The organism is Citrobacter sp. RHB20-C16, assembly GCF_013890155.1.
Lineage (GTDB): Bacteria > Pseudomonadota > Gammaproteobacteria > Enterobacterales > Enterobacteriaceae > Citrobacter_A > Citrobacter_A amalonaticus.
This window is the reverse complement of the sequence record NZ_CP057630.1, coordinates 4,048,621-4,061,743: the sequence shown is the minus strand read 5'-3', so window position 1 is coordinate 4,061,743 and position 13,123 is coordinate 4,048,621. Positions and strand designations below refer to the sequence as shown.

At 51.8% G+C, this 13,123-nt stretch carries 15 protein-coding genes and 3 tRNA genes; 9 read left to right on the top strand and 9 right to left on the bottom strand.

Features of this window, described 5'->3' with window-relative positions; all coding sequences use genetic code 11:
- Positions 1 to 48: 48 nt before the first annotated feature.
- Positions 49 to 522, bottom strand: a complete 474-nt coding sequence (locus HVX64_RS19470; protein WP_042999321.1) for a threonine/serine exporter — start codon at positions 520 to 522, stop codon at positions 49 to 51.
- Entirely contained in the window at positions 513 to 1,289 is a 777-nt protein-coding gene (locus HVX64_RS19465) for a threonine/serine exporter ThrE family protein (RefSeq protein ID WP_042999322.1), read from the bottom strand. Before HVX64_RS19465 ends, HVX64_RS19470 begins: the two co-directional genes overlap by 10 nt.
- A 295-nt stretch (positions 1,290 to 1,584) precedes the next feature.
- Here HVX64_RS19465 and pobA point away from each other — a divergent pair, with 295 nt between their 5' ends.
- The 4 genes from pobA to bglJ all read left to right on the top strand — a co-directional run bounded on the left by pobA (position 1,585) and on the right by bglJ (position 5,250).
- Positions 1,585 to 2,772, top strand: coding sequence for a 4-hydroxybenzoate 3-monooxygenase (gene pobA, locus HVX64_RS19460; RefSeq protein ID WP_044253903.1), 1,188 nt, complete (start codon positions 1,585 to 1,587; stop codon positions 2,770 to 2,772).
- A gap of 12 nt (positions 2,773 to 2,784) precedes the next feature.
- Positions 2,785 to 3,660, top strand: coding sequence for a helix-turn-helix domain-containing protein (locus tag HVX64_RS19455; RefSeq protein WP_042999324.1), 876 nt, complete (start codon positions 2,785 to 2,787; stop codon positions 3,658 to 3,660).
- 274 nt (positions 3,661 to 3,934) lie between these two features.
- Positions 3,935 to 4,657: a LuxR C-terminal-related transcriptional regulator gene (locus HVX64_RS19450; RefSeq protein WP_044253906.1), complete on the top strand. Its 723-nt coding sequence runs from the start codon at positions 3,935 to 3,937 to the stop codon at positions 4,655 to 4,657.
- Positions 4,618 to 5,250: a DNA-binding transcriptional activator BglJ gene (bglJ, locus tag HVX64_RS19445; protein ID WP_044253909.1), complete on the top strand. Its 633-nt coding sequence runs from the start codon at positions 4,618 to 4,620 to the stop codon at positions 5,248 to 5,250. Before HVX64_RS19450 ends, bglJ begins: the two co-directional genes overlap by 40 nt.
- Before the next feature lie 26 nt (positions 5,251 to 5,276).
- On the opposite strand, the gene HVX64_RS19440 is transcribed toward bglJ, so the two are convergent.
- Positions 5,277 to 5,735, bottom strand: a complete 459-nt coding sequence (locus HVX64_RS19440; protein ID WP_044253912.1) for a YbaK/EbsC family protein — start codon at positions 5,733 to 5,735, stop codon at positions 5,277 to 5,279.
- A gap of 235 nt (positions 5,736 to 5,970) precedes the next feature.
- On the opposite strand from HVX64_RS19440, the gene HVX64_RS19435 reads away from it, so the two are divergent.
- Complete coding sequence (locus HVX64_RS19435; RefSeq protein WP_044253915.1) at positions 5,971 to 7,317, top strand: PTS sugar transporter subunit IIC; 1,347 nt, start codon at positions 5,971 to 5,973, stop codon at positions 7,315 to 7,317.
- A 28-nt stretch (positions 7,318 to 7,345) separates the two neighbouring features.
- Here HVX64_RS19435 and fhuF read toward each other — a convergent pair whose 3' ends face one another.
- Positions 7,346 to 8,134: a siderophore-iron reductase FhuF gene (gene fhuF / locus HVX64_RS19430; protein WP_044253918.1), complete on the bottom strand. Its 789-nt coding sequence runs from the start codon at positions 8,132 to 8,134 to the stop codon at positions 7,346 to 7,348.
- A 112-nt stretch (positions 8,135 to 8,246) separates the two neighbouring features.
- Positions 8,247 to 9,311 (bottom strand): GGDEF domain-containing protein, encoded by a 1,065-nt coding sequence (locus tag HVX64_RS19425; RefSeq protein ID WP_042999330.1) that lies wholly within the window; start codon positions 9,309 to 9,311, stop codon positions 8,247 to 8,249.
- 244 nt (positions 9,312 to 9,555) lie between these two features.
- Here HVX64_RS19425 and HVX64_RS19420 point away from each other — a divergent pair, with 244 nt between their 5' ends.
- Entirely contained in the window at positions 9,556 to 9,792 is a 237-nt protein-coding gene (locus HVX64_RS19420) for a DUF1435 domain-containing protein (protein WP_080343205.1), read from the top strand.
- A gap of 25 nt (positions 9,793 to 9,817) precedes the next feature.
- On the opposite strand, the gene HVX64_RS19415 is transcribed toward HVX64_RS19420, so the two are convergent.
- The 4 genes from HVX64_RS19415 to rsmC form a co-directional block, all read right to left on the bottom strand.
- Positions 9,818 to 9,904, bottom strand: a tRNA-Leu gene (locus HVX64_RS19415).
- A gap of 31 nt (positions 9,905 to 9,935) precedes the next feature.
- Positions 9,936 to 10,022 (bottom strand) — tRNA-Leu (locus HVX64_RS19410).
- A 28-nt stretch (positions 10,023 to 10,050) separates the two neighbouring features.
- Positions 10,051 to 10,137 (bottom strand) — tRNA-Leu (locus HVX64_RS19405).
- A gap of 297 nt (positions 10,138 to 10,434) precedes the next feature.
- Positions 10,435 to 11,466: a 16S rRNA (guanine(1207)-N(2))-methyltransferase RsmC gene (gene rsmC, locus HVX64_RS19400; protein ID WP_044253927.1), complete on the bottom strand. Its 1,032-nt coding sequence runs from the start codon at positions 11,464 to 11,466 to the stop codon at positions 10,435 to 10,437.
- A 102-nt stretch (positions 11,467 to 11,568) separates the two neighbouring features.
- Between rsmC and HVX64_RS19395 the strand changes: the two genes are divergently transcribed.
- From HVX64_RS19395 to yjjG, 3 genes are read left to right on the top strand one after another with little or no spacing between them, the layout of a single operon-like run.
- Positions 11,569 to 11,982: a DNA polymerase III subunit psi gene (locus HVX64_RS19395; protein ID WP_042999333.1), complete on the top strand. Its 414-nt coding sequence runs from the start codon at positions 11,569 to 11,571 to the stop codon at positions 11,980 to 11,982.
- Positions 11,951 to 12,397 carry a ribosomal protein S18-alanine N-acetyltransferase gene (rimI, locus tag HVX64_RS19390; RefSeq protein WP_044253929.1) on the top strand — a complete coding sequence of 149 codons (447 nt, stop codon included), beginning with the start codon at positions 11,951 to 11,953 and terminating at the stop codon, positions 12,395 to 12,397. Before HVX64_RS19395 ends, rimI begins: the two co-directional genes overlap by 32 nt.
- 14 nt (positions 12,398 to 12,411) lie before the next feature.
- Positions 12,412 to 13,089, top strand: a complete 678-nt coding sequence (gene yjjG / locus HVX64_RS19385; RefSeq protein ID WP_044254277.1) for a pyrimidine 5'-nucleotidase — start codon at positions 12,412 to 12,414, stop codon at positions 13,087 to 13,089.
- Positions 13,090 to 13,123: the final 34 nt, after the last annotated feature.

Sequence of the window (13,123 nt, the reverse complement as noted above, 5' to 3'; positions counted from 1 at the left end):
GTAACACACCGATGAGGAGGAGCGGCAGGGATGCGCCTGCCGCGGCGATTAAACGCGTGGGCGTTTTCGGTAGAGCCACAAGCCGGGCACGGAGAGTCCGATCGAAAGCGCGCCCACAATCGACGAGGCTTTCAGGAAATTGGTCAGCAGCGTAATCATCAACGGTTCGCTGTAGCCGAAGTGGCCGATTTTCACCGCAGAGATCATTGCCGTGTAGGCTGAAATTCCGGGGAACATCGGGATCACCGCCGCAACGGTAAACACTTTGGGATGCGCCAGATACCAGCGCGACCATTGGATGCCGATGCTGCCGACAAGCAGCGAGGCAACAAACGTTGACCATTCAATATTAAACCCGGCGGTCATCATCACCATACGCGAACCGTGACCGAGCGCACCGAGCAGCGCGCACCAGGGCAGGGCGCGGTGGGGGACGTTAAAGACCATCGCAAACCCCAGTGCCGGGATCGCGGAAAGCAGCATGTCCTGCATCAGCGCGAGAATGAAATCGATTATACCCATCCGCGAAGCCCCCAAAGTGTCAGCGCCATGACCACGCCCACGCAGGTTGCGAGCGTCAGCAAGCTGGCGATCGCCCAGCGCGCCAGGCCGGTATTGATGTGTCCTTTAAACATATCCGCCACCGCGTTGATCAGCGGAAAACCGGGAACCAGCAGCAGGACGCTGGCGGCCATCGCCACCGTGGGCGTCTGGCTAAAGGCGGGAAGGTGTAACATCAGACCGGAAATGGTGGTCGCGACAAAAGCCGTGACGCAAAAGTTGATCTGTGGATGCAAATGGCGATGCGCCAGGATTTGACGAATATACATCGCCACCATGCTGGCAAAAAAGGTAATCACCGCGCCGTCCCAACCGCCGTTATTCAGCTTACAGAAGCAGGCGCAGGAGAGGCCGACCATCAACGCGACCAGCCAGCGCGGATAGCGCAGGGGTCTGACCTGGCTGAAACGCTTCTCGACGCCTTTGTAATCCAGCAGCTTGTGTTCGGCGAGAATGACAATGTGCTGAACCTCGGTGACCACGTGCATATTAATGCCGCGATCCTGGTTTTTTCGCGTGGAGGTCAGGCATTGCCCATCTTTAATAGTGGTCAGAACGATAGCATTGGAGGAGATAGCGCTTTCGACGCTGTCCATCCCCAATGCCAGTCCAAGTCGGGTAGAGAGTTCATCAACCAACGCGCTTTCCGCGCCGTGTTGCAGTAAAAAAAGCCCACACTGAATGCATAACCGTGTAACCGTTCGCTGTAATGACTGCTCTTCTTGCATGACTCGCCCTGGCTGAAAAGACGCGTTACGTACTGTCGAATGACGAAAGACATCTTTGTATCACGAAGTGCGCGTTTTTTGGCTCCGGCTGAGATCAATCTTTCTGTTGAAAAAAGAACCCGCTCTACGGTGGCCGGAATTTGAACTGCGCCACAGTTTTGCTAAATCGGTGAAAAGTGCAATTTTTAACCGCATTTAGCCCTTCTTTTTCTGTGTCTGCTTATCAAAAATGCAATTTGAAACTTTTATTCAACATTTATTAAACAAATAATCAACGATGCAGATGAGGAATGTGATGAAAACTCAGGTCGCAATTATTGGGGCAGGACCTTCCGGCCTGCTACTGGGACAATTACTGCATAAGGTGGGGATCCGCGCACTCATCATTGAACGTCAGACGCCGGAGTATGTGCTGGGGCGCATCCGGGCGGGGATCCTCGAGAGTGGGACGGTTTCGCTTTTGCGGGAAGCTGGTGTGGCGCAGCGCATGGACAGCGAAGGTCTCGTACATCATGGCGTTGAGTTTATTTTTGATGGCAAACGCATTCCCGTCGCGCTGAGTGAATTGACCGGCGGCAAAAGCGTGATGGTCTACGGACAAACGGAAGTCACACGGGACCTGATGCAAGCGCGTAGCGACTGTGGTGCGCCTACGATTTATGGCGTTCAGCAGGTAGACATTCACGATGCTAAAAGTGACCGTCCTTTTGTCACGTTTGAGAAAGAAGGGGAGAAGTGCCGCATTGAGTGCGACTTCATTGCCGGGTGTGATGGATTCCACGGCGTTTCCCGACAAAGTATTCCGCGTGATGTCATTCGCGAATACGAAAGCATCTGGCCGTTTGGTTGGCTGGGGCTGCTGGCCGATACGCCGCCAGTCAATCCGGAGTTGATTTATGCGCATCATGAGCGCGGATTTGTACTTTGTAGTCAGCGCTCACTAACACGAAGTCGCTACTATTTGCAGGTCCCGCTCAGCGAGCAGGTGGACTCCTGGAGCGATGAGCGTTTCTGGGGCGAGCTGAAACGGCGTCTGCCTGATGAACTGGCCATGAAGTTAGTGACTGGTCACTCACTTGAAAAGAGTATCGCACCATTACGTAGCTACGTGGTGGAACCGATGCAATATGGCAAGCTCTTTCTGGTTGGTGATGCGGCGCATATCGTGCCGCCGACCGGTGCAAAGGGACTGAATCTGGCCGCGTCCGATGTGCATTATTTATGGCGTATTTTGACGCAGTACTATCAGCACGGGCGTAACGACCTGCTGGCGACCTATTCCCGACTGGCCCTGAACCGGGTATGGAAGGGGGAGCGTTTCAGCTGGTTTATGACCCATCTGCTGCATGATTTTCAGGGAAAGAGCGATTTTGATCGCAAGATGCAGGAGGCGGACCGTCAGTACTATCTGGGCTCGCAAGCGGGACTGACGACGATCGCGGAGAACTATGTCGGACTGCCTTACGAAAAGATTGGTGAGTAATGAGGAAAAATGATGCCACCGGCTGACATTGTCCCTGTTTTTAAATTGTATGGTGAACACCAGGGATGGCCCACTCCCGACCTGCTGCACTGCGAATCAATTCATCAGCGCAGCAGTTTATATGAGTGGCATATTCGGGTGCATCAGCATGCGGAGATCGTCCAGTTGCTCTACTTGCATCGGGGGGAGGCAACGATTGAAATCGAGGGGCAGACGACGGTGATGCGTGATGCCTGTATTCAGGTCGTCCCTGCGCTTTGTGTCCACGGTTTTCGCTTTTCCCCCGGGACGCAAGGTTACGTTCTTTCTCTGGCGTTACCGCTGATTGGCCGCCTGGAGTCTCAGTTCCCACAGCCGTTGTCATTGCTCACTACCCCTCAGTGCGTGCCGGTGGCTCAGTCTCGCAGCCACATCCGCACGTTGTTTTCCGCCTTGCAGAGGGAGTATCAGACGGATAACGAGGCGCGGGAAATGATGCTGTTTTCATTGCTGAGCGCGCTGCTGGTCTGGCTTCGTAGGCAGCGTCTGCCGGTTCAGCCACCGAATGACACCCTGGCGCGCCGGCGTAGCGCAATACGCCTTTTTGCCCGGCAGATTGAGAGCCACTATCGCGAACATCTTCCCCTTGCAGAATACGCGCATCGAATCGGGCTTTCCGCAAATTACCTGAATCAGTTATGCCGTGAATTTCATCATTGCAGTGCATTAAGCGTTTTGCATCAGCGGTTGATGCTCGAAGCCAAACGTAGCCTGCAATATACCAGCATGACGGTAAGCCAGATCTCCGACTATCTGGGATTCAGCGATGTTACCTATTTTTCCCGCTTCTTTAAAAAACACGCCGCGTTGTCTCCGAAGGCATACCGGGAATATATTAAGAATAAATAGCTTGTCCAAATTTGGATAAATAAAAAATTCATATATAAAATAAGAATGTTTAATATCCTGTTCTGGAATGCGACGTATCTATCGACAATATCGACTTGTATTATACCCCGTGATAGTTGTATAACCGCATTTTACGGAATTAACGTTAAAACACCAGGGATAAACAATTCATATTGTCTATTGTTTTGTTTTTTGTATTGCATAATTGTATGTGTTAATTCAAATGCGATTCATTAATAACAGAAAGATAAAAGCATATGAATATGGAGGATATATGTTGCCAGGATGCTGCAAAAACGGAATTGTCATCAGTAAAGTTCCCGTGATACAAGCGGGACTCCACGGGGTTATGCAACTGCATTTCCCGGAGTATGAACTCACCATCTGTAGTGTCGTAGAAGAACTCACGCCACTACAATTGCGTCGGACGGAATTGGTGATCGTGGATTTAACCGGTGACTGCCATCACCCGCGCGCTGTTTGCGAGCGATTCTACGCACTTCTTTCTCAATACCGTGATATCCACTGGGTTTTCATGGTGTCGCGCGCGTATTACGCGCAGGCGGTCGAATTGTTGATGCGCCCCTCCAGTACGCTGCTGTCTGATGTCGAACCGATTGAGAGTCTGGTAAGTACTATCCGCTCGGGACACAGCAGCCCTGACCGAATCAGCAAAATGCTGTTGTCACCCCCAGAATTAGAACCTCTGGAATTTGGTTCTCACGCCATTCTTTTAACGCTATCAGAGCGAAAAGTACTGCGCCTGCTGGGGAAAGGTTGGGGGATTAATCAGATTGCGGCATTACTTAAAAAAAGTAACAAAACCATCAGCGCCCAAAAAAATAGCGCGATGCGCCGATTATCAATACACAGCAATGCGGAAATGTACGCATGGATTAACAGTTCTCAGGGAGCCAGGGAGCTGAATTTACCTTCAGTATATGGAGAGACAGCAGAATGGAAAATAGAAACTGTACGCGAAATGTCGCACTCATAGAAAAATGTGTTATGAGTGGTATTGGTATTCAGAGTTTATTTAACGCAACGTTTGATAGCCAATATAAATTACACCTCTATTTGACGCTGGATGATTTTCAACAGGCGATGGGTACGACTGCTTTTTCTGCCATTATTTTCTCTCTCTCCTCGATCAGAAAAGACAGGCGGGTGGGGTTGATGAGTCTGATCGAACTGGCTGAAAATTATCCCGGCATGCGTCGCCTGGTGATCGCGGATGATGATGTTGAAGCGCGTTTAATCAGCGCACTGTCGCCCTTACCGTTGGATGGCGTACTGAGCAAAGCCGCTTCGCTCCCCGCGCTGCAGGAGGCGTTATTTACTGCGCTAGGCGGTACGCGGCGGATCAGCGAAAGTAACAGCAATCTCTGGTATCTCAATCAGAGTCGTATGCTGAGCCCGACAGAGCGTGAGATTTTGCGCTTCATGTCCTGCGGTTATTCAATGCCGCAAATCGCGACAGAACTGGCGCGAAATATTAAAACCATCCGGGCGCACAAGTTTAATGTGATGTCGAAACTGGGCGTCAATTCTGACGCCAGTTTACTGCATGCGGCGGATATTCTGCTTTAATCGCCGCGAAAGCAAAGGGTTGATGTTTACTGGCACACATCAACCCAGGTGGCGGAAGTCAGCTCAGCCATGCGCTCTGGCGTAATACGCACTGCGCTATGAGTGGCACCGGCGGCCGGAAGGACTTCGGTGAACGATCGTAAAGAGACGTCACAATAAACAGGCAACGGGGTTTCCAGCCCGAAAGGACAAACCCCGCCAACGGGATGTCCTGTCGCGTTGACGACTTCATCACTGCTCAGCATACGGGCTTTGGCACCGAAAGTGCTTTTGAGTTTTTTATTGTCCAGTCTTGCATCGCCTTTGGCGACGACCAGGATGATGGCGTCCTTAACCTTCAACGAAAGGGTCTTCGCTATCTGTCCGGGCTGTACGTTATGCGCTTTTGCCGCCAGCTCAACCGTCGCGGTGCTTTGATTTAATTCAATGATTTCAATATCCGGGGCATGTTCGGCTAAAAATTGCCGTACCGATTGCAGACTCATTTGATTCTCCTGACACCATTTCTACAGTCCTCAACGCTTCAGAAAACTGCTGGCGTAATTTGGCATAAGTCTTCCAGTACTGTAAATATTTTAATGTAACAAACCAGCAACATGGGCGATTTTTCGATCCTCTTCACATTCACGGAAACCGGTTACCGTAACCGGTTGCAGTCCTCGAAAGAGCGATTAATACTGGAGCTGTCACTTCCTCTGTATCACATAAAAAGAGCCACTTATGAAATCTACCAACCATGCAGTCTTTAATGTGATTTTCCGGTTTGTTGAAAACTATGTCAGCCCGATTGCCGGGCGCATTTCTTCACAGCGTCATGTTATGGCTATCCGTGACGGCTTTATCTCTGCGATGCCATTTATGATTGTCGGATCGTTTTTGTTGGTATTTGCCTATCCTCCGTTTTCACCCGATACCACCTGGGGCTTTGCCCGGACCTGGCTGGATCTGGCGAAGCAGTTTGAAGGGCAGATCCTGACCCCCTTTGATATGACCATGGGGATCATGTCGATCTACATCTGTGCCGCCATTGCCTATAACCTGGGCAAACATTACGTCAAGTCATATCAGTTGGACCCGTTCATGTGCGCCATGCTCTCTATCATGGCGTTCTTACTGGTCGCCGCGCCTAAAACAAAAGGCACTCTGCCGGTGGACAGCCTCGGCGGAACGGGGATTTTTACGGCGATTCTGGTGGCGCTTTACTGCGTAGAAATGATGCGCTTTCTGAAAGCGCATAACATCGGCATTCGTTTACCCGATCAGGTCCCGCCGATGATCAAAAACTCATTCGATCTGCTGATACCGGTGCTGGTGGTGGTGTTGACATTATACCCACTCAGCCTGCTGATTCAGGCACAGTTCGACATGTTCATCCCACAAGCCATTATGTCCATCTTCAAACCGCTGGTATCCGCTGCCGATTCTCTGCCAGCGATTTTACTGGCGGTACTGATTGGCCATCTGTTGTGGTTTGCCGGTATTCATGGTGCGGCGATCGTCTCCGGGATGCTGCAAATGTTCTGGCTGACCAACCTGGGTATGAACCAGACTGCGCTGGCGCAGGGGGCACCGTTACCGCATATTTTCATGGAGGCATTCTGGACGTTCTTCATCGTGATTGGCGGGTCGGGTGCGACGATGGGGCTGGTGATTTGCTATCTGCGCAGTCGTTCCGTACATCTGCGCTCAATAGGCCGACTGAGCGTAGTACCCAGTATCTTTAACATTAACGAGCCGGTGATTTTCGGTACGCCAATTGTTATGAATCCGGTGTTCTTTATTCCTTTCCTGTTAGCGCCGATGGTGAACGCCGTGCTGGCATGGGCGGCGATGAAACTGGATCTGATTGGTCGTGTAATTTCGGTTGTGCCATGGACTGCGCCAGCGCCAGTCGGAGCCGCGTGGGCATTAGGCTGGGATTATCGTGCTGCAATTCTGGTGGTGCTTCTGGCAATCGTTTCAGCCGTCATCTACTTCCCGTTCTTTAAAGTGTACGAGAAGCAACTGCTGGAACAAGAGGCGGAAGAGGCACAACGTTCAGACGCGGAAAACGAGCAGATTGCGTAGTTATCATCAGGGGGCGAACGCTCCCTGACTACTTCAGCGTACAGTCACCACACTGCTGAACGTCCGGCAGACGATAACGCTGACAGCATGTTCTGCGTACCAAGACGCCTTCACGAGGGACGACCGTACGCCAGAGCGGGTTGTCAGCCCCACAGGACAACTGCTTTTCAAAGAAGCAGGTCTGGCGCAGCGTATTCAACAATGTTTCACCCAGCAGCGGTTTCATTTCAGTGAGATACCAGTTAATCAGATAGCCGGTATTGCTCCAGATAAGTTTGCCGTTGATCTCTCCGGTCGCCTCTAGTGCCTGGATGACCGGCGTCAGCGCCTGCTTAACCAGCGTTTCCATGCGTGCCTGCGGGGATTGCGTTGTCGCCAGTTGATCCTGATGTACGTCGATCCAGAAGCACGCAGCACGCCCGGTTTCGTGAAACTCAACGTGGATATGTTCGGGCGAGACATCAATGGCTGTTTCCTGCGTGAGCAGGGCTAGCATGAGGGGAGGTACCATCAGACCGATGTACCACTGCGCCCACAGCGAGATTAGCGGCTTATTTTCGCGCGACTGCGTGGGATGGTTGCGATAAATATGATCGGAGTAAATTGCCAGCAGAGACTGAAGCTCGCTGGGGCGACACCATTGTGCCAGCGTCATCGCACTTTGTGGTGCGGGTTCATCCAGACGGATAAAATCCAGCAGATGCTCACGCGTCTGGGCTATGGTTGCGCGTACGGCTTCGGCCAGCGAGGGCATCGGTGGCTGGAGATGCGTTCGCCAGATGACATCGTCAATGATCGGTGCGGAACGATAGGCCATAGTCTGGATAGTAATCTAAATGATAATGATTGCCAATCCTAACGATAGCGATAACCGATAGCAAGATCTTTGTCAGCTGACGTTTAACGGCGCACGAATGCGTCATCGTGCGTCAGGCGATACCCGGATCGTCACTGACTAAAATATGGTTACGGCCCAAATCCTTAGCTTTATAGAGCGCCTGATCGGCATGAAGAATGGCCCCTTCGACATCGCTCCCCACCAGAGGCGCAATACCGATACTGATCGTGACGTGAGTTGCGACGCTTTCATTGAACATATGGGGAATTTTGAGATCGTAAACATTCTGTCGGATGCGTTCCGCTACCGTGCGGGCGGTTTGTGGGTCGATCGCCGTCAGTAACACCATAAACTCTTCCCCCCCAAACCGGGCGACGACATCACGTGAACGTACAGCGTTGCGGATCGCAGCAGAAACGCGGATCAGCGCCTGATCGCCCATCATATGCCCATAGTGATCGTTGTAGGCTTTGAAATGGTCGATGTCGATCAGTAAAACGTAATGTTCATGCGTGTCGAGTTCCAGCACGGCTTTCAGCTTATGCTGGAGTCCCCGCCGATTGTACAGACCCGTTAATGGGTCAAGCATGCTCAGGTCAGTCAGTGTCTCTTTTTCGGCGAGCAGTTTGAACATCAGTTGCTGGGCGAAGTCGTCATAGCGCTTTTGAATCACATGCTGAATCGCGATACCGGCCATGGGCAGGGCCATAAAAAAGAGTAACTGCAGGCCATGTTCGTGGCCGTTTAGCCATAAACAGACGAATAAGGATGGCAGCGAATGAAGGGTGAAAGCGATGATATTATTGGCAAAAGCAATTGAGCCAATAAATAACACCGTTAGCAGTGCAACCAGTAAAAAAGAATAGTCAGGATTCTGCTGAGCCAGGTATTTCAGCGTAATGTGCGCTGCCCATAACCCACCAAAGAGTAGCGAGATAGCATGGAGATTAATCCGCTTCTTCGCATACTTTACATGCCATGTCAGTAACGCAGTGCTCAGCACAAGGATGAGAGATCCTGGTGTGGAGATGGTTTTACTGGGAAAGATCGGAAAGGCTACGGCAAACAACGCGGAAACAGCGTTGAGAAACAAAAAGAGTCGCAGAGAGAGTTGGTATTTTTTCGTGCGCAGAGTTTGCCAGGATTGTGCAGTCATATCTTAACGTCATTATTTATCTAACAATTACACTGTTCAGGTCACACAAATAATGGGCGAGAAGATGCTCGCTTAAGTTCAGATTATTGTGTCTCTATGTTTACCGCTGTGCAATTTATCACCTTAAATAATTCGTGTCATCATTACTTAAGTAAAGCTCATGTAAGTGGTCTATGGATTACTGACAAATGAGAAAATTTATCATATGATATTGGTTATCATTATCGGTATGAGAGGTGAAACCATGTTGCAACGGGCGCTGGGCAGTGGATGGGGAGTCTTGCTGCCGGGGATCGTGATTGCCGGGCTGGCGTTTGCCGATCTTTCTCTCGGGGCATGGAAGACCATTATTGTATTCGGGTTACTGCTGACACCGGCTATGCTTTATCACAAACATTTGCGGCACTTTGTATTGTTACCATCATGTGTTGTGTTGATCGGCGGAATGATGCTGGTGATGATGAACTGGAATCAGGGATGAATTTTGGAGAGGAAGGTAAGATAATTGGTGCGAGGGGGGGGACTTGAACCCCCACGTCCGTAAGGACACTAACACCTGAAGCTAGCGCGTCTACCAATTCCGCCACCTTCGCACAGTTATCTTACTTTTTGATATCGCCTCGTTGGTGCGAGGGGGGGGACTTGAACCCCCACGTCCGTAAGAACACTAACACCTGAAGCTAGCGCGTCTACCAATTCCGCCACCTTCGCCCAGTGCGAGCAATATCAACGTGGTTTATGGTGCGAGGGGGGGGACTTGAACCCCCACGTCCGTAAGGACACTAACACCTGAAGCTAGCGCGTCTACCAATTCCGCCACCTTCGCATACCATCGATTCTTAAAAAGAATCGCTACCACGGAGGCGCATTCTAGTGGTTTTCAGTTTTTCGTCAATAGTTAATTACGTAGGATAGCGGTGATTGCTGCAAAAACGGCCATTCACATGGCCGTTCAGACTGCTGACAAAGAAGGAAAAAACGTGGTTTTTCCTTCTTTGTGGTTATCAGCCGAAAATCAATGAGTTGATTTTCCTTGTTTTTAATGAGGTGTTCTCTGCTTGTCAGGTATCGGGATGAGGTTTGTCATCCCTCTCAACGGCCATTCGCATGGCCGTTATCGCGACTAGGCTTTTTTCGCCTGGCGGGTCATGACCGTACGATACACTTTGAAGCGTCCGGTCTGGGCGATGACCTCGTGGAAGCCAAAGGTCTCATCCAGTACCTGCGGATACGGCAGGAAGGCGTTAGCAACTATGCGCAGTTCACCGCCACTGTTCAGATGACGTACGGCACCGCGAATCAGAGATTGTGCGGCATCAAGGCTGGTTTGCATGCCGTCATGGAACGGTGGGTTAGAGATGATCATATCAAAGCGTCCCGTCACTTCAGAGAAGACGTTGCTGGCAAAGACTTCACCCTCAATGCCGTTCGCCGCCAGGGTGGCGCGACTGGCTTCCACCGCCGGCGCGGCGACGTCGCAGAGCGTTAAACGCACTTTCGGCGAGTGACTGGCCAGCGCGACAGAAAGTACACCTGCGCCACAGCCGACGTCCAGCACTTTACCTTTAGTGTGTGGTGTCAGCGTGGAGAGCAGTAACTGGCTGCCGACATCCAGACCATCGCGGCTGAAGACGCCAGGCAAGGTTTTGATCGTCAGCCCATCAACGTGGTACTCGCCCCAGAATTTATCGGCATCAAACATCGGCTGCGTTTCCAGACGACCATGATACAGGCCGCAACGACGCGCGCTGTCAATTTTGTTCAGCGGGGCATATTCCGCCAGCATTTGCTCGGCGCTACGTACGCCACTGCGGTTTTCACCGACTACGAAAATGTCGGTTCCCACAGGAAGCAGCGACAGAATATTCATCAACTGGAACTGGGCTTCCGGCTTGTTTTTCGGCCAGTAATAGATAAAGGTGTCGCAGTCGGCAACGTCTTGCGCTTGTGCGACAAGGCTGAAACGTGCGTTGTCGTCCATCTGGCGGCTCAGCACCTGCCAGTGGTGGAACTGTTGGGTATGCACGCGGCGGTCTGCGCTTTCAAAGCGCGCGGGCAGGTCATCCTGCAAGTCTCCGGCAAACAGAATACGGCTTTGTTCGAAATCATCACTGTGGCGCAGCAAGACTTCACTTGCCGGGGTAAAAGCAGACATGGAAAACTCCTTAATTCATACAGCGGGCGATTATAGACGTTTGATGGCGTCTATTCGACTAATTTGCTATATTTGCGCCCCTGAATACAGGAGCGATTCGCTATGACAACCCGACGAGACTGGCAGTTACAGCAACTGGGCATTACCCAGTGGTCGCTGCGTCGCCCCGGCGCGTTGCAGGGAGAGATCGCGATTTCCATTCCTGCGCACGTCCGTCTGGTGATGGTCGGTGAAACACTGCCGCCGCTGACAGAACCTCTGGTCAGTGACATTCTGCGAGCCTTAACGCTGAGCCCCGATCAGGTATTGCAGGTGACGCCCGAACGCGTCGCGATGCTGCCGCAGGGCAGCCGCTGCAACAGCTGGCGACTGGGTACAGATGCGCCGCTGACGCTGGAAGGCGCGCAGATTGCAACGCCGGCATTTGATGAATTGCGGGTAAACCCAACGGCACGCGCCGCACTATGGCAACAAATCTGCACACATGAACACGATTTCTTCCCTCAGTCAGAGTGATTTACCCGCCGCGTTTCAGATTGAAAAGCGCGCCCATGCGTTTCCCTGGAGTGAGCACACGTTTGCCAGTAATCAGGGGGAGCGTTATCTCAACTATCAATTGACGGTAGAGGGGAGAATGGCGGCGTTTGCCATTACGCAGGTAGTGCTGGATGAAGCTACGCTGTTCAACATTGCCGTTGATCCCGACTTTCAGCGCCGGGGAATAGGGAAAGCGCTGCTGGAACATCTCATTGATGAATTAGAAAAACGCGGCGTCCTGACGCTGTGGCTGGAGGTTCGCGCTTCCAACGTTGCCGCCATCGCACTGTATGAAAGCTTAGGCTTCAACGAGGCAACGATTCGCCGCAATTATTATCCGACCGCTGACGGTCGTGAGGACGCCATCATAATGGCACTGCCAATCAGTATGTAAAAGAAGGTGTAATGATGAAGTGGGACTGGATTTTCTTTGATGCCGACGAAACGCTGTTCACGTTTGACTCGTTTACTGGCTTACAGCGGATGTTTCTCGACTACAGCATCACCTTTACCGCTGAGGATTTTCAGGACTACCAGGCCGTGAATAAACCGCTATGGGTGGATTATCAGAACGGCGCGATCACCTCATTACAGCTTCAGCATGCTCGCTTCCAGAGCTGGGCAGAACGGTTAAAGGTGGAACCGGGCTCGCTTAACGATGCCTTTATGAACGCGATGGCCGAAATTTGCGCGCCGCTGCCAGGGGCCGTTTCGCTGCTCAATGCGATACGCTGCAAAGCCAAAATTGGCATTATTACCAACGGTTTCACCTCCTTACAGCAGATACGCCTGGAGCGCACGGGACTACGCGACTACTTTGATTTGCTGGTCATTTCTGAAGAAGTAGGCGTGGCGAAGCCGGATCCGAAGATTTTTGATTACGCCCTGGCGCAGGCGGGCAATCCCGATCGCGATCGGGTGCTGATGGTTGGAGATACCGCTGCGTCCGATATTCTTGGCGGCATCAACGCCGGGCTTTCTACCTGCTGGCTGAATGCGCATCATCGCGAGCAGCCCGAAGGCATCGAGCCGACCTGGACCGTATCGTCATTACACGAACTGGAGCTGCTCCTGTGTAAACACTGATTGCCTCCCCCCCGCTGATGGGTAAAATAGCCGC